The organism is Streptomyces sp. NPDC019531 (genome assembly GCF_044903305.1).
GTDB lineage: Bacteria > Actinomycetota > Actinomycetes > Streptomycetales > Streptomycetaceae > Streptomyces.
On record NZ_JBJDQL010000007.1, the window covers coordinates 231,376 to 257,642 of the forward strand.

30 protein-coding genes and 1 pseudogene are annotated in these 26,267 nt (G+C 69.9%); 28 read left to right on the forward strand and 3 right to left on the reverse strand.

Annotated elements, in window-relative coordinates; translation table 11 throughout:
* The first annotated feature begins 12 nt into the window (after positions 1 to 12).
* The gene (locus ACI2L1_RS12115; protein WP_404739216.1) at positions 13 to 2,127 is read left to right on the forward strand and encodes an FtsK/SpoIIIE domain-containing protein; all 2,115 of its coding nucleotides are present in this window, start codon (positions 13 to 15) and stop codon (positions 2,125 to 2,127) included.
* Between the two features lie 144 nt (positions 2,128 to 2,271).
* Here ACI2L1_RS12115 and ACI2L1_RS12120 read toward each other — a convergent pair whose 3' ends face one another.
* Positions 2,272 to 2,907: an excalibur calcium-binding domain-containing protein gene (locus tag ACI2L1_RS12120; RefSeq protein ID WP_404739217.1), complete on the reverse strand. Its 636-nt coding sequence runs from the start codon at positions 2,905 to 2,907 to the stop codon at positions 2,272 to 2,274.
* On the opposite strand from ACI2L1_RS12120, the gene ACI2L1_RS12125 reads away from it, so the two are divergent.
* From ACI2L1_RS12125 to cutA, 24 genes are all read left to right on the forward strand, one after another.
* Positions 2,843 to 3,043, forward strand: a complete 201-nt coding sequence (locus tag ACI2L1_RS12125; protein ID WP_404739218.1) for a hypothetical protein — start codon at positions 2,843 to 2,845, stop codon at positions 3,041 to 3,043. The two genes, ACI2L1_RS12120 and ACI2L1_RS12125, sit on opposite strands and share 65 nt — an antisense overlap.
* A gap of 86 nt (positions 3,044 to 3,129) precedes the next feature.
* Positions 3,130 to 3,411: an HNH endonuclease gene (locus ACI2L1_RS12130; RefSeq protein WP_404739219.1), complete on the forward strand. Its 282-nt coding sequence runs from the start codon at positions 3,130 to 3,132 to the stop codon at positions 3,409 to 3,411.
* An 88-nt stretch (positions 3,412 to 3,499) separates the two neighbouring features.
* Positions 3,500 to 3,934, forward strand: a complete 435-nt coding sequence (locus ACI2L1_RS12135) for a hypothetical protein (protein ID WP_404739220.1) — start codon at positions 3,500 to 3,502, stop codon at positions 3,932 to 3,934.
* A 170-nt stretch (positions 3,935 to 4,104) separates the two neighbouring features.
* Complete coding sequence (locus ACI2L1_RS12140; RefSeq protein WP_404739221.1) at positions 4,105 to 4,383, forward strand: hypothetical protein; 279 nt, start codon at positions 4,105 to 4,107, stop codon at positions 4,381 to 4,383.
* A 46-nt stretch (positions 4,384 to 4,429) separates the two neighbouring features.
* Positions 4,430 to 5,875, forward strand: coding sequence for a terminase (locus ACI2L1_RS12145; RefSeq protein ID WP_404739222.1), 1,446 nt, complete (start codon positions 4,430 to 4,432; stop codon positions 5,873 to 5,875).
* A gap of 10 nt (positions 5,876 to 5,885) precedes the next feature.
* A complete protein-coding gene (locus tag ACI2L1_RS12150; RefSeq protein ID WP_404739223.1) occupies positions 5,886 to 7,031 on the forward strand; it encodes a phage portal protein in 1,146 nt (381 codons plus the stop codon).
* Positions 7,031 to 7,699, forward strand: coding sequence for an HK97 family phage prohead protease (locus tag ACI2L1_RS12155; protein WP_404739224.1), 669 nt, complete (start codon positions 7,031 to 7,033; stop codon positions 7,697 to 7,699). Before ACI2L1_RS12150 ends, ACI2L1_RS12155 begins: the two co-directional genes overlap by 1 nt.
* A gap of 88 nt (positions 7,700 to 7,787) precedes the next feature.
* Complete coding sequence (locus ACI2L1_RS12160; RefSeq protein ID WP_404739225.1) at positions 7,788 to 9,002, forward strand: phage major capsid protein; 1,215 nt, start codon at positions 7,788 to 7,790, stop codon at positions 9,000 to 9,002.
* Between the two features lie 75 nt (positions 9,003 to 9,077).
* Positions 9,078 to 9,311: a hypothetical protein gene (locus ACI2L1_RS12165; protein ID WP_404739226.1), complete on the forward strand. Its 234-nt coding sequence runs from the start codon at positions 9,078 to 9,080 to the stop codon at positions 9,309 to 9,311.
* Positions 9,312 to 9,324: 13 nt separating this feature from the next.
* Positions 9,325 to 9,879, forward strand: a complete 555-nt coding sequence (locus ACI2L1_RS12170; RefSeq protein ID WP_404739227.1) for a head-tail connector protein — start codon at positions 9,325 to 9,327, stop codon at positions 9,877 to 9,879.
* Positions 9,880 to 10,344 carry a hypothetical protein gene (locus ACI2L1_RS12175; protein WP_404739228.1) on the forward strand — a complete coding sequence of 155 codons (465 nt, stop codon included), beginning with the start codon at positions 9,880 to 9,882 and terminating at the stop codon, positions 10,342 to 10,344.
* A 24-nt stretch (positions 10,345 to 10,368) separates the two neighbouring features.
* Positions 10,369 to 10,593 (forward strand): hypothetical protein, encoded by a 225-nt coding sequence (locus ACI2L1_RS12180; RefSeq protein ID WP_404739229.1) that lies wholly within the window; start codon positions 10,369 to 10,371, stop codon positions 10,591 to 10,593.
* Positions 10,594 to 10,596: 3 nt separating this feature from the next.
* Positions 10,597 to 11,583, forward strand: a complete 987-nt coding sequence (locus tag ACI2L1_RS12185) for a phage tail tube protein (protein WP_404739230.1) — start codon at positions 10,597 to 10,599, stop codon at positions 11,581 to 11,583.
* Between the two features lie 7 nt (positions 11,584 to 11,590).
* Positions 11,591 to 12,103: a hypothetical protein gene (locus ACI2L1_RS12190; protein WP_404739231.1), complete on the forward strand. Its 513-nt coding sequence runs from the start codon at positions 11,591 to 11,593 to the stop codon at positions 12,101 to 12,103.
* 8 nt (positions 12,104 to 12,111) lie between these two features.
* The gene (locus ACI2L1_RS12195) at positions 12,112 to 12,600 is read left to right on the forward strand and encodes a hypothetical protein (protein WP_404739232.1); all 489 of its coding nucleotides are present in this window, start codon (positions 12,112 to 12,114) and stop codon (positions 12,598 to 12,600) included.
* Positions 12,601 to 12,742: 142 nt separating this feature from the next.
* A complete protein-coding gene (locus ACI2L1_RS12200; protein WP_404739233.1) occupies positions 12,743 to 16,129 on the forward strand; it encodes a hypothetical protein in 3,387 nt (1,128 codons plus the stop codon).
* A gap of 4 nt (positions 16,130 to 16,133) precedes the next feature.
* Positions 16,134 to 18,587 (forward strand): LamG-like jellyroll fold domain-containing protein, encoded by a 2,454-nt coding sequence (locus tag ACI2L1_RS12205; protein ID WP_404739234.1) that lies wholly within the window; start codon positions 16,134 to 16,136, stop codon positions 18,585 to 18,587.
* A gap of 9 nt (positions 18,588 to 18,596) precedes the next feature.
* Positions 18,597 to 19,025: a hypothetical protein gene (locus tag ACI2L1_RS12210; RefSeq protein ID WP_404739235.1), complete on the forward strand. Its 429-nt coding sequence runs from the start codon at positions 18,597 to 18,599 to the stop codon at positions 19,023 to 19,025.
* A complete protein-coding gene (locus ACI2L1_RS12215) occupies positions 19,022 to 19,519 on the forward strand; it encodes a hypothetical protein (protein WP_404739236.1) in 498 nt (165 codons plus the stop codon). Before ACI2L1_RS12210 ends, ACI2L1_RS12215 begins: the two co-directional genes overlap by 4 nt.
* A gap of 65 nt (positions 19,520 to 19,584) precedes the next feature.
* Positions 19,585 to 20,415: an N-acetylmuramoyl-L-alanine amidase gene (locus ACI2L1_RS12220; protein WP_404739237.1), complete on the forward strand. Its 831-nt coding sequence runs from the start codon at positions 19,585 to 19,587 to the stop codon at positions 20,413 to 20,415.
* 18 nt (positions 20,416 to 20,433) lie between these two features.
* A complete protein-coding gene (locus ACI2L1_RS12225) occupies positions 20,434 to 20,703 on the forward strand; it encodes a hypothetical protein (protein ID WP_404739238.1) in 270 nt (89 codons plus the stop codon).
* Complete coding sequence (locus ACI2L1_RS12230) at positions 20,703 to 21,131, forward strand: hypothetical protein (protein ID WP_404739239.1); 429 nt, start codon at positions 20,703 to 20,705, stop codon at positions 21,129 to 21,131. Before ACI2L1_RS12225 ends, ACI2L1_RS12230 begins: the two co-directional genes overlap by 1 nt.
* A gap of 1 nt (position 21,132) precedes the next feature.
* Positions 21,133 to 21,489, forward strand: a complete 357-nt coding sequence (locus tag ACI2L1_RS12235) for a hypothetical protein (protein ID WP_404739240.1) — start codon at positions 21,133 to 21,135, stop codon at positions 21,487 to 21,489.
* A gap of 71 nt (positions 21,490 to 21,560) precedes the next feature.
* On the forward strand, positions 21,561 to 21,884 hold the full coding sequence (cutA, locus tag ACI2L1_RS12240) for a divalent-cation tolerance protein CutA (protein WP_404739241.1): 324 nt from the start codon (positions 21,561 to 21,563) through the stop codon (positions 21,882 to 21,884).
* Here the strand turns inward: cutA and ACI2L1_RS12245 are convergent.
* A complete protein-coding gene (locus tag ACI2L1_RS12245) occupies positions 21,881 to 23,167 on the reverse strand; it encodes a helix-turn-helix domain-containing protein (protein WP_404739242.1) in 1,287 nt (428 codons plus the stop codon). The genes cutA and ACI2L1_RS12245 overlap by 4 nt on opposite strands.
* A 159-nt stretch (positions 23,168 to 23,326) precedes the next feature.
* Here ACI2L1_RS12245 and ACI2L1_RS12250 point away from each other — a divergent pair, with 159 nt between their 5' ends.
* The 3 genes from ACI2L1_RS12250 (at position 23,327) to ACI2L1_RS12260 (ending at position 25,180) form a co-directional block, all read left to right on the forward strand.
* On the forward strand, positions 23,327 to 23,701 hold the full coding sequence (locus ACI2L1_RS12250) for a DUF6415 family natural product biosynthesis protein (RefSeq protein WP_404739243.1): 375 nt from the start codon (positions 23,327 to 23,329) through the stop codon (positions 23,699 to 23,701).
* Positions 23,702 to 23,813: 112 nt separating this feature from the next.
* Positions 23,814 to 24,287 carry a glycine-rich domain-containing protein gene (locus tag ACI2L1_RS12255; RefSeq protein WP_404739244.1) on the forward strand — a complete coding sequence of 158 codons (474 nt, stop codon included), beginning with the start codon at positions 23,814 to 23,816 and terminating at the stop codon, positions 24,285 to 24,287.
* 86 nt (positions 24,288 to 24,373) lie between these two features.
* A complete protein-coding gene (locus ACI2L1_RS12260) occupies positions 24,374 to 25,180 on the forward strand; it encodes a phosphotransferase (RefSeq protein ID WP_404739245.1) in 807 nt (268 codons plus the stop codon).
* A 183-nt stretch (positions 25,181 to 25,363) separates the two neighbouring features.
* Here the strand turns inward: ACI2L1_RS12260 and ACI2L1_RS12265 are convergent.
* Positions 25,364 to 25,954, reverse strand: a pseudogene (locus ACI2L1_RS12265) (ATPase, T2SS/T4P/T4SS family); the annotation flags it as partial.
* Between the last annotated feature and the right edge of the window lie 313 nt (positions 25,955 to 26,267).

Here is a 26,267-nt window from a genome sequence, read left to right on the forward strand (position 1 = left end):
GGAGACCACATCATGCAGAACAACGTCGTCCAACTCCACAAGGACGCCCCCCAGGACGCCGAGGACGCCCCAGACACCCGCAGCGTCCTGACCGAGACCATCATCGACGTCATCCAGGACGCGGAGCCCCGGCCCGTCGACCCGCCCGCAGAAGCCCCACCCGCAGGCACGTGGATCGCGGAGAAGCAGGCCTACCTCGCCGAAGCCCCGCCCGTCGTCCCCACGTTCCTGCGCAACGCCACCGAGTTCATCAACGGCGCCCGCTGGACCGTGTCGTACTACGCGCACGTCACCGGCTTCCACGCCCTCCGCGCCCCCGTCTACCTGGCCCGCCTGCTGCTGCGCGCCCCGCGAGGCGCCGGACGGCTCACCGTCCGCTGGGGCAAGTGGGTCGCTGACACCGAGGCCCGGCCCGTCGAGGCCAAGGCCGCCGCCTCCGCGGACATCGAGGCGTGGCTGTCGCTGTCCCGGGAGAAGTCCCGGCGAGTGCGGCCGCGCCGGATCGCCTCCCTCGCCGTCGCCACGACCACCGGCATCACCTCCCTGATCAGCTCGTTCCTCGTACCCGGCTGGACGCTCACCGCCGCGATCGCCGCCGTCGCCCTGACCGGCGTAGCCGGAAAGAAGGGCGACAAGCCCCTCATCACCCGCTACGTCGCCACCAACGTCCTCAGGCGGCTCGACTCCACCGAGGTCTTCGACGCCCTCGCCGCCATCGGCATCGAGGGCAAGAAGGGCCGCAAGGGAGTCGAGTTCGCCTCCGAGGTGATGCGCGACGGCCCCGGCTGGCGTGCCGAGGTCGACCTCCCTCCGGGTATCGAGGCCACCGCCGTCCTGGAGAAGCGGTCCGCGCTCGCCGCCGCCATGCGCCGCCCCATCTCCACCGTGTGGCCGGAGGCCGACCGCACCGCCCACCCCGGCCGCCTCGTCCTGTGGGTCGCCCAGCGCGACCCCGCCAAGGCCGGCCGCAAGCTGTGGCCCCTCATGAAGGACGGCCAGGCCGACGTCTACGAGCCGCTCCCGTATGGCTTCGACCCGCGCGGCAACCTCATCACCATCACCCTCATGTACTCGAACCTCCTGGTCGGAGGCATCCCCGGCTCCGGCAAGACGTCCTGCGCGCTCGCCATCGTCCTCGGCGTCGCCCTCGACCCCAGCGCCGAACTGTGGATCTACGAACTCAAGGGCTCCGGCGACCTCGACTCCGTCAAGCCGATCTGTCACCGCTACGTCTCCGGCGACGATGACCCCGACCTGGAGGCTGCCCTCGCCGGCATGCGCTCCGGGATCGCCGAGTACCAGCGCCGTGCCGCGTTCATCCGCTCCCTGCCCGCCTCCGAGGTCCCCGAGGGCCGCAAGGTCACCCGCGCCCTGGCGGAGAAGTACCCCGAGCAGAACCTCGGGCCGCGCGTCATCGTCATCGACGAGGTGCAGGAGTTGTTCACCCACGACGACTACAAGGAAGAAGCCGCCACCCTGGCCACCCGCCTCATCAAGAAGGCCCGCGCCTACGGCATCATCCTCATCCTCCTCACCCAGAACCCCGACGCCCCCTCCCTGCCCTCCTCCGTCTCCAGCAGCGTGGGCACCCGCCTGTGCCTGGCCGTCATGGACTGGCGGGCCAACAACAACGTGCTCGGCACCGGCGCCTACGACCGCGGCCTGCGCGCCACCGACATCAGCATCGACGAGCAGGGCACCGGCATCCTCGCCCGCGGCCGCGAAGGCATCACCGTCCGCGCCGCGTTCATCAAGCAGACCGAAGCCGAGGACATCGCCAAGCGGGCCCTCGCCCTGCGCACCGCCGCCGGCACCCTGTCCGGACAGTCCGTCGGCGCAGTCGTCGAGGAACTGAACGTCGAGACCGTCGTCGACCACCTCCGCGCGATCTGGCCCGACGGCGTCGACTCCGTGCACTCCCACCGCCTCGTCGAAGCCCTCGCCCGCTACCGCGCCGACCTGTACGGCCCGTGGACGGAGATGGACACCGCCGCCGCCTCGACGGCCCTGTCCGCCGCCCTGAAGCCCTTCAAGGTCTCCACCCGGCAGATCACCATCCGAGAGTGCTGCGGGGGCGCCAAGGGCCTGCGCTGGGTGGACATCGCGCCCACCGAGGACAGCGAATAGACCCCCGCGAGCCGGTTTCGGATCAAGCCCGTGGTTTCACCTTGATCCGAAACCGGTTTCGCCCCCGATATCGGCCCCCACCTGCGAAGTTTCGAGTTTCGGGGCCTCCCGCGACAGACCAAGAATTGCCCGGGATCAGCCCCGCTACGGCTCGCACGCGACACCATCACCATCCCGGTCCAGGTGCGGCCCATACCCGGGATCGCCGGCGAACAGCGGGGCATCGCCAGCAGCCCGCGCCTCGTCGCAGTTCTCGTAGTACACGTCTGCGGGCGGCGCCGTCGTGGGCCCCGTGGGTTCCGACTCCGTGGTCTCCGGCGTTGTCTCCTGCGAGGGTGGAACGGGCAAAGCCGTCCCGGTGGCCGTCTCTGTCACGGGAGGCCTGGACGGCGGTACGCCAGGCGAGGAGGTTGTCGGCGCCGTGCGCGACGGAGACGGAGACTCGGGTGTCTCCTCCTCCCCCACGCCACATGCCGCGAGGATCGCCCCGAGGACGATGAAGACCACCAGAAGGCCGATGACCGCGGCCAGGACGGCCGTGACGATTCGGCGGGGCAACCCCATGGCGGCCCACCTTCTCCGAGCCCGCCGCACAGGCCCTCGACTCCGTCGCCCTTCAGCGCCAGCCATAGCCACCACCACCGATGTGCCGAACAGCCACCGACCATTTAGTCCACCACGCCCCCGCGTTGACTGCACGTTGCACACTGACGTCATGGAGTCGCAGATCATCCGGCCCGGCCACCTCACCGCCCACCAGACCGCCCAGGCCCTCGGCATCGGCCTCCCCGCCGTCCGCAAGCTCGTCCAACGCGGCAAACTGGCCCGCTCCGGTGGGACCGAACGCCAGCCCTGGTACCCGGCCGCCGACGTCGCTGCTCTCGCCGCCAAACGCGCAGCCGCCAAGGTCGCTTGACCGCAGGTCAGCCGGGTGTCACGATCTCGGTGTACAACTGTGCCCTCAGGAAGCCCCTGAGGGCGTCGTCGTGTCTGGGGGTGGACGTGGCGAAGAACCCCCGCAACGGGCGTCCCTACCGTCGCCTCGTCGCCGCCCAGAAAGCCCAGGGCCTGCCCTGCTGGATCTGCGGCCACAACATCCCCGCCAACGTCGACGGCCGCCGCCACCCCCTCGCCTTCACCCTCGACCACGAGACGCCCCTGTCGAAGGGGGGCAAGCTCCTCGACCCCACCAACGCCCGCTCAGCGCACCGCCGCTGCAACAGCGCCCGCGGCAACCGCCCCACTGTCAAGGCCAGCAGACAGAAGCCCGCACTGAGGTGGTGACCATGGCTCAACCCGCCGGGCAGAAGCCCACGTTGACGCCCCGACGCACACCGGCCAACCCGCCGCCACCACCCCCGGCGAAGTGCCCATGCTGTACGTCGTGACCGGCCCGCCCGCCGCAGGCAAGTCGTCGTGGATCGAAGGCAAGGCCAAGGCCCGCGACATCGTCATCGACCTCGACCGCATCACCCAGGCCCTCGCCGGGCCCGGCGCACCGCAGTGGAACCAGGACCCCACCCTGCTGCGCGTCGCCCACAAAGCCCGCTACGCCGCCATGTACGAAGCGTTCGAGCACCGCGACAAGGTCGACATCTACCTGATCCACACCATGCCCACCACGAAATGGCTCGCCCGCTACAAGCGCATGGACGCCACGATCATCGCCGTCGACCCCGGCCGCGACATCGTCATGAAGCGCATCGAAGCCATGCGCGACCCCGAAATGCGCAGAGTAGCCAGCCGCTGGTACCGGCAACGGAAGGCACCCGAGGCGACCCGGGCCGGCCGCACCCTCGACTGGTGATCAAGGCATCCGGCCCCGTTTTTGAGGGCAGGGCCGAGCGACCCAAACGCCCTTGTCGCCCGGTTTTTTGCGCGGCCAAATCCAAAGCCCTAATCCGGCGAAGCGAGCGCCAGCGATTTAGCGAGCGTCACTCTGCGTGACGTGACGGTGTGTGACGACCGGGGGTGATCATGGGCGGGCTGGTCGACCAGATCGAATCCGAACTCGAAGATCTCCACGCTCACGAGACTTCGCCCGGCATGGCGGCCGTCGCTGTCGAGCTCGCCAAGGCGATCGTCGCGTCGGACGCCCCCACCGCCAAGGCGGTCGTCGCCGACAAGCTCCGCACGATCATGGCCGACCTCCGCAGGCAAGCCCCTGTCGAGTCGAAGGGGGACGCGGTCGATGACGTTGCTCAGCAGCGAGAAAAGCGCAGGTCAGAGGCTAGCAAGCGGGCCTCAGGCGGATGACGGCCGCGTGTACGGCTGGCAGACACCGCCGATCGAGGCGGCCCCGGTGTCCGTTTCGACGGCGGGCCAGGAAGCCGTCAGCCTGGCGGCCAAGGCCGGCCTCAGCCTGGACCCGTGGCAGCAGCACGTGCTGCGGGTCGGCATGGGTGAGAAGGCGGACGGCGACTGGTCGGCCCCCGAGGTGTGCGTCAACATCCCGAGGCAGAACGGCAAAGGCGCGATCATCGAGGCGCGCGTGCTGTGGGGCCTGTTCGTAGGGGGCGAGCAGGAGATCCTGGTCAGCGCTCACGAATTCAAGACCGCGATGAACACGATGAAGCGCATCGAGCGCCTCATCCGTGACTGCCCTGACATGCACAAACGCGTCAAGGCCTACCACAAGACCGTTGGGCGTGAAGGGGTAGAGCTACACGACGGACGGCATGTTCTCTACGTCGCCCGATCGCGTGGCTCGGGGCGCGGGTTCACGGCGGACTGCGTCATCTTCGACGAGTGCATGATCCTCGGTGACGACGCGATGGCCGCGCTGGCGCCGACGACGGACGCTGTCGACAACAGCCAGCTCTGGTACCTGGGCAGCGCCGGGATCGGTGGCCTGTCGCAACAGATGGGCAGGCTGCGCAGGCGAGCCGTGGCGGCCCTGGAGTCCGGTGTGCCCGACCCGGTCCTGGCGTACATGGAGTGGTCGATCGATCCGCACGTCGACGAGTGCGCGCAGGACTGTACGGACCACGACGCCATCGATTCCGTCGCCTCGCTGCTGAAAGCCAACCCCGCCGTCGGCTACCGGCTGCAGGTCGAGAAGAGCATGCACCGGAGGCTGACGATGGGCGACGCCCTGTACGCGCGTGAGCGGCTCGGCGTCGGCGACTACCCGTCGGACGAGGCGGACACGTGGCAGGTCATCTCTGAGGAGGCGTGGCGGGCCCTGGCGGTCGGTGACGTCAAGGAGATCGCTGAGGCGCGCGCGACGGCGCCGGTGGCCCTGTCCATCGACATGACCCCAGAGCGGTCGCACGCGGCGATCTGCGCGGCGATCCGGTGGCGGGGCGGCGTGCACGTCACGGTGGTCGACCACCGGCCCGGTACGGGCTGGATCGTCGAGCGGGCCAAGGAACTGCACGCCAAGTGGAATCCGCGGTGCTGGGTCGTCGACCCGGCGAGCCCGGCGGCGTCGCTGATCGCCACGCTGGAGGACGCCGAGGAGGGCCTGGGCGTCGAGGTGGTCAAGCCGAAGGCGCGGGAGATGGCGGCCGCGTGCGGCCAGTTCTACGACGCGGTCACGACACAGGCGTTGACGCACTTCGACGATGCGCCGCTGGCGTCCGCGCTGGCGGGTGCGCAGAAGCGTGACCTGGGTGATGCGTGGGCGTGGGCGCGGCGCACGGTCGGCGTGGACATCAGCCCGCTGGTGGCAGCGACAGAAGCGGCATGGGGCCTGGGCGCCGAGGTCGAGGAACCGCCGGGCGACATTCTGAGCAGCGTGTGGTGAGGGGGCAGTGGTGAAGTGGTGGCCCTTTCGCCGGACGGCGTTGAAGCGGGCGATCTCCTATCAGGACGTGTGGGGTGCCGGGGCAGACCCGGCTGTCCTGCGCGGCACCGGCCAGGAGCGGGCCCTACGGCTGGGCCCCGTGTACGCGGCCACACGGCTGCTCGCGGACTCGGTGGCTTCCCTGCCCCTGAAGTCCTACCGGGCGGACGGAGAGGACCGGCTGCGGGCCCCGCTGCCCGCGCTGTTCCGCCGCCCGGCCGCGGTCGGTACGCGCTACGACTGGCTGCACCGGTGCATGACGTCGCTGACGCTGCGCGGCAACGCCTACGGCCTGATCGTCGCCTGGGGGCCGGACGGCTGGCCCAGCCAGATCGAGTGGCTGCACCCGGACGACGTGCACATCGAGGACAACCTCGCGCCGGTGCCGGTCTGGTACTACAAGGGCCGCCGCCTGGAGGACGGGCAGCTGTTCCACATCCCCGCCTACACGGTGCCGGGGCAGATCCTGGGGCTGTCGCCGATCGCGTACTTCGCGACGACGACGGAGGCCGGGCTGCTGGCCAACCAGTTCGGCCGGGACTGGTTCGCGAACGGCTCCACCCCGAGTGCGGTCCTGGAGACGGACATGGTCGTCGACCGGGATGCGGCGACGATCCTGAAGGCCCGCTTCAAGGAGGCCGCTCAGGGCCGCGATGTGGTGGCGCTGGGCAACGGTGTGAAGTACCGGGCCATCTCGGTACCGGCGAACGAGTCGCAGTTCCTGGAGACCATCAAGGCGACCGCGAACCAGATCGCGGCGATCTATGGGGTGCCGCCGGAGAAGGTGGGCGGCGAGACGGGCGGCAGCCTGACCTACGCGACGGTCGAGCAGAACAGCATCGACCTGCTGACGTGGACCCTGCGCCCGTGGCTGGCCCGCCTGGAGGACGCGTTCTCGCTGCTGCGCCCGCCCACCGAGGAGGCCCGGTTCAACGCGGACGCGATGCTGCGCACCGACACCCTCACCCGCTACCAGGCCCACCGGATCTCCCGCGCGATCGGCCTCCACAACATCGACGAGCTGCGCCGCATGGAAGACGAACCGCCTCTGCCGGGCGGCCTGGGCAAGGACTACGCGCCACTGGGCAACGTGGCCAAGGACGAAAGCGAGAAGTGATGAACGGCGACACCGAGCGTCGGTTCACGCGCGGCCTCGTGGAGGTCCGGGCGGCCGGCGGCAGGACGATCGGCGGGTACGCGGCGAAGTTCAACACGCTGTCGCGCAACCTCGGCGGGTTCGTCGAGCGCATCGACCCCGGCTTCTTCGCGAAGTCCGAAGGCGACGGCTGGCCCCGTGTGATGGCCCGCTACAACCACGACAACAACATGCTGCTGGGCACCAGCCGGGCGAAGACGCTGCGCCTGCTGACGGACGGCACGGGCCTGGACTACAGCGTGGACGTGCCCGCCGCTCGCGATGACGTGTACGAGCTGGTGCAGCGCGGCGACGTCACCGAATCCAGCTTCGCGTTCTTCACTTTCGAGGACGACTGGTCGATGACCGATGACGGCTTTCCCGTGAGGACCCTGCTGTCCGGGCAGCTGGTCGACGTCGCCCCCGTCAACGACCCCGCGTACCTCGACACTTCGACCGGTCTGCGCTCCCTCGCCGAGAAGGCTGGCGCCGAGCTGGCCGAGGTGCGGGCCGCGGCCGAGGAGGGCGAGCTGAAGCGGTTCCTCGCCCCCACCCCCACGATCATCCCGCCGGCCGGGCAGGGCGACCCCCACCCGGTCATGGCGGTACGGCAGCGGCGAGCCGAGCTCATGAGTCGCCGCACCTTCTGAGGCAGGGCGAAACCCACCTCGACACCCCACCCATCTGACGCCCCGGCCACCGGCTGCAGGGCGTCTTCGTCATGCCCAGGAGGGCGACGTGAGTTCGTTCATCAAGGCGCTCCAGGAGCGCCGGGCCAACGTGTGGGAGCAGGCCAAGGATCTGCTCGACACGGCCGAGAAGGAGAAGCGGGACCTCACCGCTGAGGAGGAGGCCAAGTACCAGGCCTTCAACGCCGACCTCGACAAGATCGACGCGCGGGCGAAGGACCTGGCCGAGGCCGAGCAGCGGACCAAGGACGCCGAGGCGGCGTTCGCCGGGCTGCTCGCCAAGCCGCAGGAGCAGGAGCGCAAGAGCGAGACCGACTCCGAACTGCGCCGCTGGGCGCGCGGCGAGCAGCGCGCCCTCGACGTCGCGAAGCCAGAGGGCGTTGCCTTCCGTGACCTGGTCAAGGGCACCGCGACGGCGGGCGGTAACACGGTCCCGACCACCTTCTACGGCAAGCTGATGGCCCACCTCATCGAGGTGTCCGGCATCATGATGGCCGGGCCGACCGTGCTGTCCACGTCGTCGGGCGAGTCCATCGAGATCCCGGTGACGACGGCGCACTCCAGCGCCGCGCTCACCGCGGAGGCCGCGGCCATCTCCGAGTCGGACCCGGCGTTCGCCAAGCGCACCCTGGGCGCCTACAAGTACGCCGTCCTGCTCCAGGCGTCCACCGAACTCCTCGCCGACACCGGGGTCGACCTGGAGGGCTACCTCGCCATGCAGGCCGGCCGGGCGCTGGGCAACGCGTTCGGCGTCCACGCCATCACCGGTGACGGCTCGTCCAAGCCGTCGGGAGTCATCACCACGGCCTCCGCCGGTGTGACCGGCGGCACCGGCGTGGTCGGTGCGTTCACCGCGGACAACCTGATCGACCTGTACTACAGCGTCATCGCCCCGTACCGGAACAGCACGTCGTGCGGCTGGCTGATGCGGGACGCCACGCTCGGCGCCGCGCGGAAGCTGAAGGACGGTCAGGGTCAGTACCTGTGGCAGCCGTCCATCCAGGTCGGCGCACCGGACACGCTGCTGGGCAAGCCGGTCAACACCGACCCGAACATGGCCGCCGTCGCGCTGAGCGCGAAGTCCGTCGCGTTCGGCGACTTCTCGCAGTACTTCGTCCGCATGGCGGGCGGCGTCCGCTTCGAGCGCTCCGACGACTACGCGTTCAACTCCGACCTGGTCACCTTCCGCGGAATCATCCGCGCGGACGGCCTGCTCGTCGACCAGACCGGCGCGGTGAAGGTCTTCACCGGCGGGGCGACCTGATCCATCCGCACCCAGGGCGGCCACCATCCGGTGGCCGCCCGTCGCACCCCTGAGAGGAACGACATGCGAGTCCGCATGAAGGTAACCATCTCCGGCACCCGCAACGGCGAGCCCTGGCCCGAACTCGGCGGGATCAAGGAACTGCCCGACGGTGAGGCCAAGTACATGATCAGCGTCGGCCTGGCAGAAGAGGCCGACGCCAAGGACGGCGACGTGCCGGCCGAGGAGAACGCCGCCTCCCCGGGCGAGCCGGAGAAGGCCACCGGTCGCCGCAAGCCGATGACGAAATCCACGCTCGACGGCAAGTAGGGGGGAGGCACCCGTGGCGCTGCTCACCCTCGCCGAGGCCAAGGCCCAGCTCGACATCACCACCGACACGGAAGACGTCGAGCTGCAGGCGTACATCGACGCGCTCACCGCGCCGATCGAACGGCACATCGGGCCCGTCGAGGTCCGTGAGTTCACCGAGACGATCGAGGGCCGCAGCGCCAGCGTGTGCCTGTCCCGCATCCCCGCCGTCGCCCTGGTCTCCGTCGAGCCGGCCGTGGACGAGGGCGACGCCCTGGACCTGGCCCGGCTCGTCCTGGACGGCACTACCGGCATCGTCCGCTACCGCGGAGGCTCCTTCGCCGGAACGCTGTGGCGCTTCGTGTACACGGCCGGCCGCACCGAGGAGTTGCCGACGGTCAACCTCGCGGCCAGGATCCTGCTCCAGCACCTGTGGCGCACCCAATACGGGGCGTCCCGGGGCCTGTCGTCGGTCGGCGGTGGTGACGACTTCCTCGTCACCGAGCAGATTGCTGGCTGGGGCTACGCGATCCCCAACCGGGTCCTGCAGCTGCTGGAGCCGTACAAGGTCCCGCCGGGGGTGGCATAGATGGCGACTTCCCGGGTCCCCGCCGCCGTCGACGCGCTGCTGGCGATTCTCCAGGCGGCCCCAGCCCTGGCGGACATCCGCATCGTCGACGGCCCGGAGTCGGTCAACGTCACCGACCGGCACCGCATCCACGTCGGCTGGCAGCCCAGCGGCGACTCGGCCGTCGCCCTCCAGCAGTCCTTCAACTCGGCCGGGGGCCGCACCCGCGATGAGGCCTTCACCATCGCCTGCTACGCCGAAAGCCGGTCGGGTGAGAAGGACATGGCCGCCCGACGCGCCAAGGTCTTCGAGATCGTGGCGGCCGTCGAGACCGCCCTGCGCGCCACGAACGAGGCGCCCACCGCGCCGACCCTGACCGGCACGGTGCTGTGGGCGCACCTGACCGCAGGCGACCTGTCCCAGTGGCAGCAGGACGGCGCCAACGCGGGGCTCAACTTCACGGTGACCTGCCAGGCCCGTATCTGATCCATCCAGCAGAGGAGTACTGCCATGGCGCGTGTGCGCTATCTGGGCCCTGAGCCGGTGACTGTGCCCGAGCTCGGACCCGAGCGGGTCGTCCACCCCGACGAGGTGGTCGAGGTGCCTGACGACCGTTTCGACGGCTACGTCTGCCAGACCTCGAACTGGGAGCCGGTCGAGGAGCCCAAGGACCAGGAGCCGGCTGCCCCGGCGAAGAAGACCGCGGCCAAGTCGGCGCCGCAGAAGGAGGGCTGATCCGTGGCGATCGGATCCGGACTCGGCGCGCAGATCGGCATCGCGGCCGAATCGGCATACGGCACCTTCACGGCGTCGTCGAAGTTCATCGAGTTCACCAAGGAATCCTTGGCCTTGAAGAAGACGACGGCGCAGTCCGCGGGGATCGCGGCGGGTCGTCTTCTGCCGCTGTCGGCGCGGCGTGTGCTGACGCGCAAGGAGGTGCAGGGCAGCCTCGAAATGGAGATCGCCAACAAGGGCATGGGGTTGCTGTTGCAGCAGCTCATGGGTACCACGGTGACTCCTGTGCAGCAGGCCGCGACCACGGCGTACCTGCAGACCCACACGTTGTCATCCGTCGCGGGCAAGAGTCTGACGATCCAGAAGGGCGTGCCGCTGACCACGGGCACGGTCACGGACAAGACCCTCGTCGGCTGCAAGATCACGTCTGGTGAGTTCTCGTGCGGAGTCGGCGAGATGCTTGCCGGCTCGTTCGAGATTGACGGCAAGGACTGCGACGAGACGCAGACCCTGGCTGTCGCCTCGTACTCGAACATGTCGCCGTTCCACTTCGGGCAGATGGCCCTGAAGACTGGCACGTTCGGTACGGAGACCGCACTCGACGGGATCCGTAAGGTCAGCGTCAAGATCGAGCGCCCGCAGGACGTCGAGCGCTTCTACGCCAACCAGGCCGCATTGAAGCGCGAGCCGATCGAGAACGACCAGGTGAAGATCACCGGGTCGTTGGAGACGGACTACGTCGCGGCGACGCTCGACGACCTGCACACCTCGGACGGCGCGACCAGCCTGGTGTGGGAGTTCATCGGCCCAATCATCGCGAGCACGTATGCGGAGACGTTCCGAATCACTCTGCCCGCGGTCAAGCTCGACGAGGGGCCGCCCGTCGTGGACGGCTTCGGCGTGATCAAGCCCACGTTCTCGTTCACCGGCCTGTACGACGGCACCAACCAGCCGAAGATCGAGGTCATCAGCACCGACGTCACCCTGTGACACGGCGGTGACCCAGGATGTGCGGATCCTCAACACCGGCAGCCTGCTGGAGCTGTCACGGCGCCTGCGCGCTGCCGGTGGCGAGAACATCCGCAACTCGATGCACCGCCGCATCCGACGCGCGGCCGAACCGCTGCGCGACGACTTGCAGTCCACGATGCGCGGCCTGGACATCCGCAGCCAGGGCCGGCGCACCCGGCGCGGCGGACCGTCACCGAACACCCGCCCCCTGCGGGAAACCCTCGCCGCGGCCATCCGCATCAGCGTCCGCACCGGCAACGCCATGGGCGCCACGGTGTGGATCGACAAAGGCCGCCTCCCGCGCGACCTGCGGGGCGTCCCCGGCCAGTTGAACGACGGCCGCCTGCGCCACCCCACGTTCGGCAACAAGAGCCGCGGCGGCTGGGTCAACCAGTACGCCTCCCCGCCCTGGTGGGACACCACCGTCCGCCAGCACCGACCCCGTATGGAGCAGGAGGTGGCCCGCGTCCTCGACGACGTGCGGCGCCGCCTCGAATAGGAGCACCCGTGATCATCATCTACGAGCCCGAGGGCTCCGAGCCGCAGCCCTTCGACGCCGGCCGCGGCAAGCTGCGCGCCTCCGAGATCCAGATCATCGAGCGCACCGCCGATGCCCGCTGGCCGGACATCAAGGAGGCCGCAGCCGAGGGCTCCATCCACGCCATGCGCGTAATCGTGTGGGCCATCCGCAAGCGGTCCGAACCCACCCTTCGGTTCGCCGACTTCGACCCGTTCGAGGGCGAGCTGCGCTCCCGGCTCGACGCCCGCGAGGTCCGGGCCTACGCCGAGGACATCCTGAAGGAGTACGGCGAGAACCCCGACGACCTAGCCGCCGCGTTCGACGAGCTGCGCGACGCGGCTTACGACCGTGAAGACACCGATGCGGCGATCGCCGACGTGACGGCCCCAAAAGACCCGGCCCCCGCCCCGGAGCCGGAATCGCTGCCGGTTCACGCGTACAAGGAGCTGGAGACAGTTTCACCGAGCGGCGGCTGAGCTACCTGCCGCTGTTCGGGCTGCACTTCGGCTACACCCCGCGCGACGTCGACGACCTCACCGAGGAAGAGTTCGACCTGCTCACCAACTGGATCGACAACCACCAGGCCCAGCTGCGGGCCCACGCTTCGGGGGGTGAGTGATGTCAGACCGGATGCGGTTCATCCTTGATGGCGACGACCGGCTCAGCCGCGTTCTCAACCGGGCCGGTGACAGCGCGGACCGCCTGCACCGCCGCCTGGCCGACACCAGCCGCCGCGGCTCTCAGGCCATGCGGACGATGGCCGACGACACCGGCACCCGGCTCCGCTCGCTTCAGGGCCGCTTCTCCACGACCGCCGACTCTGCGGACTCCATGGGCACCCGGGTCATGGCGGCAGCCCGTCGTCTGCTGAGCGTCAGCGACGCCAGCCGCCAGGCGCAGCGCGGTGTGGCGTCGTTCACTACGGACGCCAGCGGGCGCCTGCACGACCTGCGTGGCCGGTTCATCTCCGCGGCCGACGCACAGCGGCTCCTGGGCGACGGTGCACCCGACGTTGCCCGCCGTCTGGGGGAGACCGCCCGGGCCGCCAGCTCGGCTGGCGAGGCGGGCATGGGCCTGATGGGCGCCCTTAAGGGCGTTGCCGTCGTGGCGGGCGTCTCGTTGCTGCCCGCCCTGGGCGCGGTCGTGCCGATGCTGGCGGGTGGGGCCCTGGCCGCAGTCACCATGAAGCTCGGCTTCAACGGCGTCAGCGACGCCATGGAGGCCGCGGGTAAGGGCAAGAAGGAGTACGCCGAGGCCCTCAAGAAGCTGTCCCCGGAGGCGCGGTCCTTCACCAAGGAACTCGTCGGAATGAAAAAGGAGTTCTCCGGGGTCGGCAAGGACGTCCAGAAAGCGATGCTGCCCGGCTTCACCCGCGCGCTGAAGGACGCCGCCCCGGTGGTGAAGATCGTCGGGAAGTACGCGACCGAAATGGGTGCCGGGTTCGGCGATGCCGCCCGAGGGGTCGGCCGTCTCCTGAAGGACTCGGGCTTCAAGGAAGACCTGCAGACGAACCTGAAGCTCGGCACCGGGTTCGTCCGCGACATGACGTCGTCGATGGGCCCGTTCACCCGTAGCCTCCTCGACTTCGGCGCCGCTTCCGGTCCGACCCTGACCGCGTTCTCGGACGGCATCGGCGGCCTGCTGTCCAAGGGCCTGCCCTCCATGTTCGACGGGCTCAAGACGGGCATCCCCGGCACAGCGAAGATGCTCGACGGACTCTTCCAAGCCGGGGAGCGCGTCCTCGGCGGGATCGGCCGCCTGGGCGGGGAGGCCGGCCGCGTCCTCGGTCCGCTGTTCGGCGATACCTTCAAGATCGGCGGGGACATCGCGACCGGCGCCATGGACGCCCTGGCGGGCGCCCTGGACAAACTCCAGCCGCTGTTCACGGACATCACCTTCGGGCTGAAGACGGTCCGCGACGTCGGAGCCCTCGTCGGCCCCACCCTGAAGGACACAGCGCTCGGGGTCGCCGGGGCGTTTCTGCCCATCGGCGACTCCGTGTCTACCGCGGTCGGCCCGCTGCAACGGCTCAACACCTGGGTCCGCGAGAACAAGGTCACTGTCCTTGAGTGGGCGCGCGTCTTCGGCAACGCGACGATCGACGTCGCCGGGGCTGCGATCAGCGCCGCGCCTACGGTCATCGGCGGCTACAAGATGATGGCGACGGGCGTACTGACCGCGCTCGACGGGATCATCTCCGGGGCAGCTCACGCCTTCGGCTGGATCCCCGGCATCGGCGACAAGCTGAAGACCGCGAACCGGGAATTCGACTCCTTCAAGGGATCGTTCCTCTCCGGCCTGGACAGCGCGCAGCGCAAGGCCTCGGACTTCGCGGCGTCGGCGGCGCCGAAGCTGGCCGCGGGCAAGCTGAAGCTGGACATCAACAACTGGCAGTCCCAGATCGAGGCGGCCAAGGCCAAGCTGAAGACGGTGCCCCCGTCGAAGCAGGCCGCCCTCAAGGCGACGATCGCCGACCTGGAGGCGAAGGTCGCCTCCGCCCGGGCGAAGCTGAACAGCATCGACGGCAAGACCGCCACCACGTGGATCTACACCAACGTGCAGACCAACTACGTGCCCAGCGCGACCAGAAAGGGCAGCCTGCACGATGCCCTCGCCGGCGGGGGCCGAGTGCGCGGATACGCGGGTGGCGGCGGCATCCAGTACTTCCCGAACGGCGGTCTGGTCTCCGGCCCGGGCGGGCCTCGTTCGGACAGCATCTTCGCCCTGCTCGCGTCCGGCGCGCGGGCTCGGGTCTCCGACACCGAGTTCGTCGTGCAGTCGGCTGCGGTCCGCAAGTACGGCTTGCCGTTCCTCAACGCTCTCAACGCCGGCCGCCTCGCCGATGGCGGCGCGGTGGGGGCGGGAGCAGCGGTGGCGGGCGGCCTCGTCTCCGGAATGGCCGGAGCCGCGGGTTCGGTGGGGGCTGCGGCCAGGACGATGGCGGCCGCGATCACGGCCGGTATCCGGGACGAGATGCAGATCGCCTCTCCGTCGAAGAAGACGACCGCGCTCGCGAAGGACATCGGCCGAGGCCTGATCGTCGGTCTCACGGGCAGCCAGGCGAAGATCAAGTCGGTCAGTGCGGACCTGGCCAAGGACATCAAGACCGCATTCTCCGGCCGCAAGGAATCCGGGCTGGTCCGGTACGTCGACAAGCAGACCGACCGGCTGTTGGCGACCGCGAAGAAGCGCGACGCGATCGCCGCGCGGATCGCCGACGCGAAGAAGTACGCCTCCGAGCTGACGAGTTCGGCGCGCGAGGGCGCTGGGCTGTCCAGCCTCGGTCTGGAGGAGGGCGGCATCAACGCGGGCACCATCAAGGGCGGGCTCGCCGGGAAGCTGGCGCAGATCCGCCAGTTCACCGACTACATCACCATCCTGGCGAAGAAGGGCCTGAACAAGGGGCTGCTGCGGCAGATCCTCAACATGGGCCCCGAGGCCGGGTACGCCTACGCCAGTGCACTGGTGGGTGCGGACAAGGCCACCTTCAAGTCGATCAACTCCATCCAGTCGCAGCTCGACGCGTCGACGGCGACCCTCGGCCGGGTCGGCGCGGACAAGCTGTACGACAGCGGCCGCAACGCGACGAAGGGCTTCCTCGCCGGTCTGACCTCCCAGGAGAAAGACCTGGAAGCGACGATGGTGAAGATCGCCAAGGCCATGCAGAAGGCGCTGCGAAAGGCGCTGGGGATCAAGTCCCCGGCGCGGGCGATGATCCCCGACGGCGTCAACGCGGCCCGCGGTGTGGCGGTCGGTGTGCTCGCCGGGCTGCCGCATGTGGACCGGGCCATGCAGGCAGTGGCCGGCCGGATGGCGGGCCACGCGCTGGCCGCCCCGGTGGCGGGCAGAGCCGCGGCCGTCGGCGGCGGGGGCGTCACCTACAACGTGCAGGTCGACGTGCACGACGCCATGGATCCCGTTGCGGTGGGCCGTGAAGTGCAGCGCGTTCTGGTCAAGTTCGGCCGTCACCAGGGAACAACGATCGTCTTGTCGCCGGGGAGGTGATCTCGTGCCGCTGATCGTCGAGGTCGGCTGGGGCGGGGTGGTGCAGTACCCGACCACCATCACGTGGACCGACATCAGCACCTACGCCGATGTGGTCAAGCGGGGGGTGACGATCAACCGGGGCGCCTCCGACGAATTGTCGGAGACGCAGCCCGGGACGGCCAGCCTCCTGCTCGACAACTCCGACGGCCGGTTCACGGCGGGCAACGCCCTGTCGCCGTACTACCCGTATGTGCGGCGCAACGCCCCTATCCGGATCTCGGTCGCGGTCATCCCGGCCGCGCCGACGGGAGCACAGCCGTATGCGCTGGAGCTGCTCGGCGACGACTTCGACGACAACCGGCTGGACACCTCGCTGTGGCTCAACAGCTACGGCGGGGTGTCCGAGGTGGGCGGCCGGGCCCGGGTGCCGGCCACGGTCAACGGGTTCGCCGCTTACCAGTCGGCCCGCGTGTGGCGGCTGTGGGGCACCTCGTTCTGCGTCAAGGTGGTGGCTCTTCCGCAGGTGAACGGCTCGTCCTCGGCGACCGCAACCCTGATGATCAACTCCGGTACGAGCGGCACCCGGATCGGGTTCTCCTATAACCCCGTTACCGGGCAGCTGCGGCTCGTCAGCGAGGTCGCGTTCTTCGACGCCGCCGCGACCGTGCTCACCTACAGTGCGATCGACCACGCCTGGTGGCGGGTGCGCGAGGCGTCCGGCACCGTCTACTGGGAGACCAGCGGGGACGGCTTCAGCTGGACAGTGCGGCGCTCACTGGCCCGCCCCGCATGGGTGGGTGTCGACCAGGTAACCGCCGAGCTCGGCGCGTCCCGGTCGAACAACGGCAGCAGCGACTACGCGGAATTCGACCTGGCCGGTGCCCAGGTCCGGCCCCGGTTCTGGGGCGTGGTCAACGAGTTCCCTGTCGGGTTCGAGGGCCTGTCCTCCACCGTCCCGATCACGTGCACTGACCTGTTCAAACCGCTCAACCGGCGGCCCGCCCTGCGCTCGATGGTCGGCGAGGAGATCCTCGGCCTGGTCCCGCTGGTGTACTACCCGCTGTCCGAGGACAGCACCTCCACCACGGCCGGCGACGTCGGCGGGTCCGGTGCCCCGAGCCTGGCCATCACCCAGGCCGGAGCGGGCGGCACTCTCACCCTGGGCAGCGCCGACGGCCCGCCGGAAACCGGCGAACAGGTACCGGTGTTCACGCCGTCCACGGCGACCGCCGGGAAGTGGCTGACGGCCGACCTGGGCGCCCAGTTCGAAGACTCGATGAACCTGTATCTGATCTTCGAGGCCTGGTTCAAAACCACCACCACGGGCCGCGCCATCATGGGCGTGCACTCCGTGGACCTGACCAACCAGCATGTGCTGTCCATCGCCGCGGGCGGCACCCTGCAGATCGAGTGGACCTCCGACGGCACCGCGCTCACGGTCGAGGCGGTCACCAGCCCGGCCACCCTCGCCGACGGCAACTGGCACCACGTCGTCTACGACCAGATGGAAGGCAAGGTCTACATCGACGGCGTCCTGACCGACTCCGCACTCGCGGTGCCCCGCCGCTTCTACGAACGCGTCCTGCACGTGGGCGGCTACCGGGGCACCCGGCTGTTCAACGGATCGATCGGGCACGCCGTCGTGTACGCCAAGGAGTCCGCGATCGTCGGGCCCATCGCCGCCACCCACTACGACGCCGGCATGACCGGCTATGCGGGCGAGGACGGCGACGCCCGGATCGAGCGGCTCGCCTGGTACGCGAACTACCTCTCGGTCACCGTGTGGGGATCGACGTTCGATCCGGTCGCCTCCCAGGGACCCGGCGGCTCCACGGTCGTGGCCCGCATGCGGGAGATCGAATCCACCGAATCGGCCCGCCTGTTCGCCGAACGCGACTTCTACGGGATCGCCTTCCAGTCCAGGGACCTGCGCTACAACCCCGACCCCTCCAGCGAGGTCTTCACCATCAGCTACGCCGACCTGGAGACCAACAGCGTCGAGCTCGCCGACGACGACCAGAAACTGGTCAACAGCCTGGAGGCCTCCCGCCCCGGCGGCGCCACCCAGAAGGTCACCGCCCCGGCCTCCATCCTGGCGTTCGGCCTGTACGACCCGGGCGCGGTGTCCGTGCTGAAGACGTCCGACAACAGCGTCCTGGACGCCGCGTACTGGCGGGTCTCCCGCTACGCCAACCCCGCCCCCGAACTGCGCGAGGTACCCATCGAGGCGTACACGATGGCCACCTACCTGGACATCCTCGACGCCGACATCAGCAGCTACTTCTCCGTCACCGACATGCCCTCCCAGGCGCCGACCTCGTCGATGCGGGTCACCGTCGAGGGCTACACCGAGACGATCAAAGAGAAGTCCCACCTGATCCAGTTCCACACCTCCGCCACCAACAACGACAGCGTGTGGGTGCTCGACGACCCGACCTATTCGGTCCTCGACTCCACCACCCGCCTCGCCTACTAGGAGCCCCGCATGCCCATCGCCGTGGTGCGCGCCGAGACGTTCTACAAGCCGCCCCCGTCCATGCCCGCCGACGCCTGGGCGAACGTGCCGGCCGCCGAACTGGTGTGGCGCTGGTACGAGGTCCGCATGGGACGGCGCGTCACCCCGCCCGAGGGCACGGTCGACGAGTCGTACTACGCGCGCATCAACCAGAACCGGTGGCTGGCCGACTGCACGTCCTGCGGGTCCGCCGCCGTCGTCTCGCCCACCGACCCGAGGTATGCGTGCACCGAATGCCAGTGGGGATGGTGCCTGCTGGTCTTCCCCGAGGACGTCGCCGCGGTGGAGGCCGCGCTGCTGCCGCTGAGGCCGGCCCTGCGTAACTGGTGGCACGAAGACGACCCGGCCAACCCGGTCAACCAGGTCATGGCCGCCGAGCCGGGAGGTGAGCCCGCGTGACGTTCACGCCCCGCACCTGGGTCGTCGGCGAGGTGGTCTCCGCCGCGACCATGAACCAGGAGATCCGCGACCAGTTCAACTCGATGTTCGGCGCCTGGACTGCGTACACGCCGACCTGGACGGCGTCGACTACGAACCCGGTCCTCAACGACGGCACGATCTCCGGCCGGTACATGAAGATCGGCCGGACGGTCGTCGGCGAGGTCATCCTCACGTGCGGCGCATCCACCACCTACGGCTCCGGCGCCTGGTCCTTCAGCCTCCCGTCTGCCGCGGCGAGCGCCGGGTTTTCCGCGCTGGGCTCTGCGCGCATGATCTCCACCGACACCTGGCACGGCCAGGTCTCCATCAACACCGGCGCCTCGACCTTTCAGGTCACGTTCCCCACCTCAGCGACGAACACCCGCTCCGCCAACGCGAGCCAGGGCACACCCGCCACGCTCGCCTCGACCAACTCGATCAGGGCGTTCTTCATGTACGAGTCCGCGTCCTGACCCTGCCTCACCCCGCACGCCCCGCGCCGACGGCCGGGGCTTTCCTCATGTCTGGAGCCTTGGCCTTGAAGCTCGTCACCAGATCTCAGCTCGGCTGGCCCGCGTCGGCCGCGCCGACGCAGACGTCCACGAAGGGCGTCAAGGTCCACTACGAGGGGACCGAGGTGAGCACTCGTCTGCTCACCGACCACGACGCGTGCATCGCCGAGTGGAAGGCCATCCGCAAGTCCCACCTGGCGAACACCAGAGAGGGCTACTCGGACATCGCCTACAACTACGGGGCCTGCCCACACGGGTTCTTGCTGGAAGGCCGCGGCATCGGCAAGCGCACCGGCGCCAACGGCAACCAGGACCTCAACAAGGCGCACTACGCGATCGTCGGACTCGTCGGCAGCGAAGGCCTGACCGAGCCCACTGACGCGATGCTCGGCGCGATCCGCGACGGCATCGAGCTGCTCCGCAAGCACGGCGCCGGAACCGAGATCAAGGGACACAAGGACGGCTACGCCACCGCGTGCCCCGGCAAGGCCCTGTACGCGTGGGTGCAGAAGGGCGCCCCACGGCCGAGCGGCACCGTGACGGAGACGGCCCCGGCCAAGCCGAAGGTGTCGCTGGCCCACGTCGTGTACGCGGCCCGGCACGACCCGGCCGCCGCACAGGGACACACCACCTACAAGGCCGAAGTGCTCACCGTCGAGAAGGCACTCAAGGCGGAAGGCCTGCTCGCCTCCACCTACGTCGACGGCAGCTTCGGCACCAAGACCGTCACCGCCTACGCCCGTTGGCAGCGGTCCCCGGCCGGGGGCGGCTACACCGGCGACGACGCCGACGGCATCCCCGGCAAAGCCTCCCTGCGGCTGCTCGCTGCACGACACGGCTTCACCGTCACCGACTGACCTACGAGAGGAACCACCATGCCTGAGTTCACCCTGCCCCCGGAGGCCGAGACCGTCGTGAAGACGGCGAAGACCTACGCCCGCGACCTCGCCGAACGGACCCTCGCCACGGCAGTCGTCGCAGCGGGCGGTGTCGCAGTGGCTGCGGGCCCGGCCGACATGTTCCACGCTTCGTTCTGGGAGACGATGGCTGCGGCCGGGATCGCCGCTGGAGGCACGCTGCTGAAGGGCATGCTCGCCAGAGCCTTCGGCACGAAGAACTCCGCGAGCCTCGCCAAGGGCGTCTGATGCGCGCGGCGGCCCGGCAGCTGGGCAGGCGGCTGGGCCGCCGCGGTGCCCTCCTCACCATGAAGGGCACCATCGCCAGCCTCTACGGATACGGGCAGATCGCCGAACCTATCCGTGACCGGAGGGGCTTGTGCCTGCTACTCAAGGCCATGCCGCTGGAAGCCTGGGGCTGGGCGTGGATCGCTGCCGGCGTCACCGCCCTCGTCTGTGCATGGCTACCGCCGCGCAGAGACTGGCCCGGCTTCCTCGCCGTGTGGGCGATCACCGCCCCATGGTCGATGGCCTACCTGGTGGCGTGGTGGCCGCTCGGCGAATACCCGCGGGGCTGGGTCGCAGCCCTCATCTTCGGCGCGTTCGGAGCCGTGTGCCTCGTGGCGATCGGCTGGGACGAACCCCCGGCACGACAGGAGCCCGTGCGTGAGACCTGAGATGCTGACCGCGCTGTCCGCGCTGGGCGTCGCCATCGTCACCGCCATCGGTGGCATCGTCATGGCCGTCATCGGCCGGCGCCAGCCGCGCGGGCAGCGGCGCCGCGACGACTTCACCACCATCGTCGGCGAGTTGCGTACCAGCCTGACCGAGGTGAAGACGGAACTCGGCAATCAGAAGGAACAGTCCGAACGGGACCGCGCGAGGATCACGGCGCAGGATTTCGCGATTCGGTACCTCGCTGGCTGGGCCCGCTCCCTCGTTGGATACATGCGGCAGCAGCGGCTGGAGCCGCCTCCGCCGCCGCAGCCTGTACCCGAAGAGGTGCGGCCCTTCCTGCACGACATCACGCCATGACCGCGGCCCCTCTCTCCATACGGTGGAGAGAGGGGCCGCTTTCGTGCGTCCGGGGTCGGTAGCCTCGCGACATGGCTGACTACCTGACCGTTTCCACCGCCACCGAGACCCGCGAGCAGGCCGTGGCCCTCGCTCAGTCCGCAGTCCGCGAGCGACTCGCCGCAGGCTCGCAGATCATTGGCCCGGTCACCAGCGTGTTCTGGCACGCCGGGGAGTTCGGCACCAGCGAGGAGTACCAGCTGCTCCTGAAGACCACCGGCACCCGGTATCCCGAGTTGGAGGCGCACCTCCTGGAACAGCACCCTTGGGATAACCCAGAGGTGTGCGCCACCGAGATCGTGCGCGGAGCGGCCGCCTGCCTTGAATGGATCGACCGCTCGACCGCCTCCGCCTAGGCCGTCCGCTCGACCAGTTCGGCGACCGCCGGCACCGTGCCGTGGTCGAGGGCGAGCGCGGACACAACCTGCTCGATGCGCCGGCGGGGCCTGGCAGACGCCACCCCGTCGGCGAGCTCCACCGCCCGTCCGACCACCCGCGCGGCTTCCTCGACCTCCCCTGCCGTCGTGTACGCCTCCGCCAGCCACGTCGAATACAGGGACGCGTCCCGGGCGTGCGCATCGTCGAACTCACCGAGCCCGCGCATCAGGAGCGGCACCGCTCGCAGCGGTCGGCGCAGCTCCGTCCAGCATCGGCCCGCCATGATGTCCAACTCCACCCGGTCCACCCACACCGACCAGGAAGGCTGAGGCTCGCCAGCGTCGTCCGCTGCAAGCGCGGTCCTGGCGGCGGTCAGCGCTTCCTCCGTTCCGGCGGCATCCCCGGCAACGGCCCGCGCCCACGCACACCGCTCCCACAGCAGCGCGCGCACGGTCGCCGGAGTCTCCTCGGTGATCGCCTCACAGGAGACGGACGCTATGGCAGCAGCTGCGCGCGGATCAGCGCTGGCCGCCTGGTACGCCAGGAAGGCCAAGGCGTTCCGGGCGAGATCCTCCGCGCCTGCCTCCTCGGCCGCCGAACGGCTCTCCCGGTACAGGGCGCTGGCATCCCGTTCCCTTCCGCCGTCGAACGCCGCCCACCCGGCTTGCTGCGCCTGCTCTGCAGCGAGCGCCAGCAGCTCCCGGCCGGTGCTCTCGCCGTAGGTGCTGTCCCTCAGGATGTGCTTCGTCCGCTGGTACTCCGCGGTGTACAGCCGGTACGTGTCGCCGCCGCCGAGGACGTCGTCGAGGCGCCGTAACCGGGCCGTGCGCTCCCGCAGACGGGCGACCGCACTGGCGCCGACCCGCTGGGAAACGGAGGCCGGGAGAACGTCGGGCAGCGCCGCCGCGAGGCCGGCCGCGCCGACCGCCTGGAGGACGTTGCGGCGCCCCACGGGGGCGGTGTCGGCGGCTGTCTCCCAGGGGCGGGGGGCGAGTCCGACCATGTGTCCGGGGATTCGGAGTGCGTCCGCGATGGCTGCGATCTTGTCGTAGCTCTCGACGCGGCCCCGGCCGCGGGCGAGCGCGCCGACCCGCTCCGGCTTGATGCCGCACTCGGCGGCGAGTTTTTGGTAGCTGATGCCAGCCTCCTTACGGGCGATCTGGAAGACCGTCCCGAAGTCGTGCGTAGCCAACGCCTCGACCATATGGGGGAGTTCGAGGACGTCGGGCGGCAGCGCAGTGGGCGGCTGGATCACCGACATGTGGTCCCCCAATCCTGGCGAACGCTTCAGCTGCGGGCCCTACCCATCATGGGGATACCCATCGGAGGGATGGCGGTTGTGGTGCGGAAGCGAAAGGTGGTCGAAGACCCGGCAGCCGCGCGAACGGCCCCGGGCATGGCCGACTGTGAAGGAGTCGACGTGCCGAACCGTACCGCCCGGACGCCCGCCCCGGCAGGCCTCGACGATCCGCCGGACATCGCCACCATGCGTTCCACCGCCGCCCGGATCCTCGACTTCGACGCGAAGCCCGTCAGCACCGAGGAGCTGGAGACGCTCCGGCTCGCGATGCGCGGCCAGATCGAGCTGATGATCCCCACCGTCGAGGCCCTGGCGGCCGGCTTCCCGAAGGGCGACATCCCGCGCGAGTGCGCGCTGGCCGGTGCGAGGGAGGCCAGCATGCGACTCCGCCTCGGCGTCGGCGGCAGCCGTCCCGTGCGCATGTCCGTGTCGATGAAGCTCGCCCGTTCCGTGATGGCCCTATGCGACCACTTCGAGAACCTCGGCGGCCGGTGACCCGCACACCCCTGAACTCCCGCCCCGGCTCCCCAACCCTGGACAGGTCGAGCAGCCGGGGCGGGTTGCACTACCCACGTCCGAAGCACCACCCACCAAGGAGGCACGGAACGTGACCGAAACGACGAAGCGCCCACTGATCGACGCGCGAAGCCTCATCAGCGATGAGATGCGGGCAACCCTCATCGCCAACATGTGCGACAAGTTCCCGCAGCTGACGGAGGAGAAGGCGGACCGCGGCGTCGGACAGATGCTCGCCTTCCTCGCCGCATGCGACTACAGCCAGAGGCCGTTGAGCCCGTCGCCGTTCGTGGACGACTTCTGGCACGCCTTCCTGCTCCACACCAAGGCGTACCGCGAGTTCTGCCAGGAGAACTTCGGCCGGTTCCTCGACCACCAGCCCGGCTACCTGGACCCGGAGGAGCACGGCGGCGGCAAGGCACTCCGCGCCCGCACCGTCGACTGCATCACCCTCGCCGGGTACGAGATCGACATGGAGTTCTGGCCCGAGCTGGATCTCGCGGACTGCTCGCAGTGCCACGCGAATTGCTCCGACAGCCCGCACCACCCCCCGACCCGTTCCTGACGGGTTCTCGCCGCCCCCGGCCTGTGCCACGCTGTGGCCAGGCCGGGGGCCTTCCCGTCTTCCCCGACCCGACACAGGAGACTGCGGTGAACCGCATCGAATGGCAGGACCTCCCGGCAGAGACCCGGGCTGCCGTCCAGAAGCACACCGGCACCGTCACCACGGCGCGCACCGCGCCGCACGGCGTCATGTCGCGGCTGGCCTGCACCGTCCACGCGCGAACGAGCCGGGCGTTCGTGAAGGGCATGCAGCAGGACGACCCGCAGGCGTGGGTGTATCGCCACGAGGCTCACGTCACGCGTATCGCGCCGTGCTCGCCCCGAGTGCTGTTCGAGGTCGACGCGGGGGGATGGGTGCTCTACGGGTACGAGTACATCGACGGCCGGTACCCGGACCTTAGCCCCGGCTCGGATGACCTCGGGCCGCTCGTGCACACGCTGACCGTCGTCTCCCAGGCGCGATGGCCGGAAGCGCTGAGTAAGAGGCCGCTTCACTCGCGCTGGGCCGACTTCCTGCCCGAGGACGTACCGCCAGGTCTGCAGGGCCGGGGACTCGCCCACACGGACATGTCCCCGCACAACATGCTGGTGACGGCCAGGGGCGGCCTGGTCCTGCTGGACTGGGCTCTGGCGTGCCCCGCGCCAATGTGGGCCGACACCGCCCTGACCATCCCCCGGCTGATCTCGGCCGGCCACGCGCCCGAGGAAGCCGAGGCGATCGCGCGGCAGGTTCCCATGTACCGTGCGGCGGACCCTGCGGCTGTGACCCTGTTCGCGCGCACCGTCTATGCGGCGTGGGAGGAATGGGAGCGCACGCGTCCTCTGCCTCATCGTGCTGCGCTGACTGCTGCGGCCCGGAAGTGGGCGGCGTGCCGGGAAGGCGTGCCGCGTTGAGCCTTCCACCGACCGGCCTGGCCCCGACCGAGCACGTCCGGCCGGGGCCTTTTCGTGCTTACCTTCGATTCGAAGGTTCAGGCGCAAGCCACTGAAACGGTCCACATCTTCGCAGGTCAGAGGGGTTCTTCTGGGATCCCAGAAGAACTCTCGACCATGATCCTTTGAGTGGTGTCTCAGGCCCATATTGGGGTTGCCGGTGCCGGTACCGCCGCTGATGAGGAAGGACAGCCGCGCGTCGAGCAGCGCCCGCAGCACCCGGTCCCCGCCCGGCGGCACCGTGCCGGCAGCGACCAGTTCGTCCAGCGTGAACGCGCGCGGCCGTACGACCCGCAGCGACAGACAGGCACAGCCGACGGAGACCGGAGGAAGCACCGCGTGCAGCCGGGTTCCGTCCGGCAGCCGGGCGTCCACCCAGGGCCGCGCGTCGTCGAGGCGCCGCCCGGCCACCGCGGCGAGTCGCTGCGCGAGCCGTCGTACGGCGGCCGCGTCCGGGAAGGAGACGGCGGTCAGTTCGAGTCCGCCGCCCCGGTCCACCCAGACCCGGTCCGGGGCCGAGACCAGGACATCGGTCACCGACGGGTCGGCGAGCAGCGGCTCCAGGGGCCCGCTGCCGACCAACTCGGAGCGCAACTTCTCGGCCGCGCCGAGGACTTCGGCGTCCCCGAGGACCCGCCCCTGCTCCCGCAGCGCCTGCGCCACACGCGCGGGTGTCGGTTCGGCCCCGCTCTCGGCCAGCCACTGCCGTACGCCGTCCAGCAGCCCGGGGGCCATGTCCGCACCGTCCGCGAAATCCACGGCAGGCGCCCGTGAGCGCCCCCGCTCACGGGCCGCACCTGAAGGCCCACCCGGCTGCCCCCATCCGACGGACACACCCGAAGACCCGCCCGAGGACCCACCCGCCCGCCACAGCTGACCAGCACCGGCCACGGCCCCCTGCCGACCCGCGCCGTCCACTGCTCCCGCTACCCGCCGTTGCTCGTCAGCACCGCCCGCGGCCCGGCCCACCATCCCCCGCTCGGCCGCCCGCACCGCAGCCGCACCCGATCCCCGCCACCCGATCGGCACATCTGCCGCGCCGTCCGTA

What these genes read in the sequence shown, in the direction of transcription:
- ACI2L1_RS12245 (WP_404739242.1), bottom strand. Translation starts at nt 23,167, where the DNA reads ATGTCGGTGATCCAGCCGCCCACTGCGCTGCCGCCCGACGTCCTCGAA.
- cutA (WP_404739241.1), top strand. Translation starts at nt 21,561, where the DNA reads ATGGCTGACTACCTGACCGTTTCCACCGCCACCGAGACCCGCGAGCAG.
- ACI2L1_RS12235 (WP_404739240.1), top strand. Translation starts at nt 21,133, where the DNA reads ATGCTGACCGCGCTGTCCGCGCTGGGCGTCGCCATCGTCACCGCCATC.
- ACI2L1_RS12230 (WP_404739239.1), top strand. Translation starts at nt 20,703, where the DNA reads ATGCGCGCGGCGGCCCGGCAGCTGGGCAGGCGGCTGGGCCGCCGCGGT.
- ACI2L1_RS12200 (WP_404739233.1), top strand. Translation starts at nt 12,743, where the DNA reads ATGTCAGACCGGATGCGGTTCATCCTTGATGGCGACGACCGGCTCAGC.
- ACI2L1_RS12210 (WP_404739235.1), top strand. Translation starts at nt 18,597, where the DNA reads ATGCCCATCGCCGTGGTGCGCGCCGAGACGTTCTACAAGCCGCCCCCG.
- ACI2L1_RS12225 (WP_404739238.1), top strand. Translation starts at nt 20,434, where the DNA reads ATGCCTGAGTTCACCCTGCCCCCGGAGGCCGAGACCGTCGTGAAGACG.
- ACI2L1_RS12175 (WP_404739228.1), top strand. Translation starts at nt 9,880, where the DNA reads ATGGCGACTTCCCGGGTCCCCGCCGCCGTCGACGCGCTGCTGGCGATT.
- ACI2L1_RS12125 (WP_404739218.1), top strand. Translation starts at nt 2,843, where the DNA reads ATGGAGTCGCAGATCATCCGGCCCGGCCACCTCACCGCCCACCAGACC.
- ACI2L1_RS12135 (WP_404739220.1), top strand. Translation starts at nt 3,500, where the DNA reads ATGCTGTACGTCGTGACCGGCCCGCCCGCCGCAGGCAAGTCGTCGTGG.
- ACI2L1_RS12115 (WP_404739216.1), top strand. Translation starts at nt 13, where the DNA reads ATGCAGAACAACGTCGTCCAACTCCACAAGGACGCCCCCCAGGACGCC.
- ACI2L1_RS12165 (WP_404739226.1), top strand. Translation starts at nt 9,078, where the DNA reads ATGAAGGTAACCATCTCCGGCACCCGCAACGGCGAGCCCTGGCCCGAA.
- ACI2L1_RS12140 (WP_404739221.1), top strand. Translation starts at nt 4,105, where the DNA reads ATGGGCGGGCTGGTCGACCAGATCGAATCCGAACTCGAAGATCTCCAC.
- ACI2L1_RS12155 (WP_404739224.1), top strand. Translation starts at nt 7,031, where the DNA reads ATGAACGGCGACACCGAGCGTCGGTTCACGCGCGGCCTCGTGGAGGTC.
- ACI2L1_RS12120 (WP_404739217.1), bottom strand. Translation starts at nt 2,907, where the DNA reads ATGCCGAGGGCCTGGGCGGTCTGGTGGGCGGTGAGGTGGCCGGGCCGG.
- ACI2L1_RS12180 (WP_404739229.1), top strand. Translation starts at nt 10,369, where the DNA reads ATGGCGCGTGTGCGCTATCTGGGCCCTGAGCCGGTGACTGTGCCCGAG.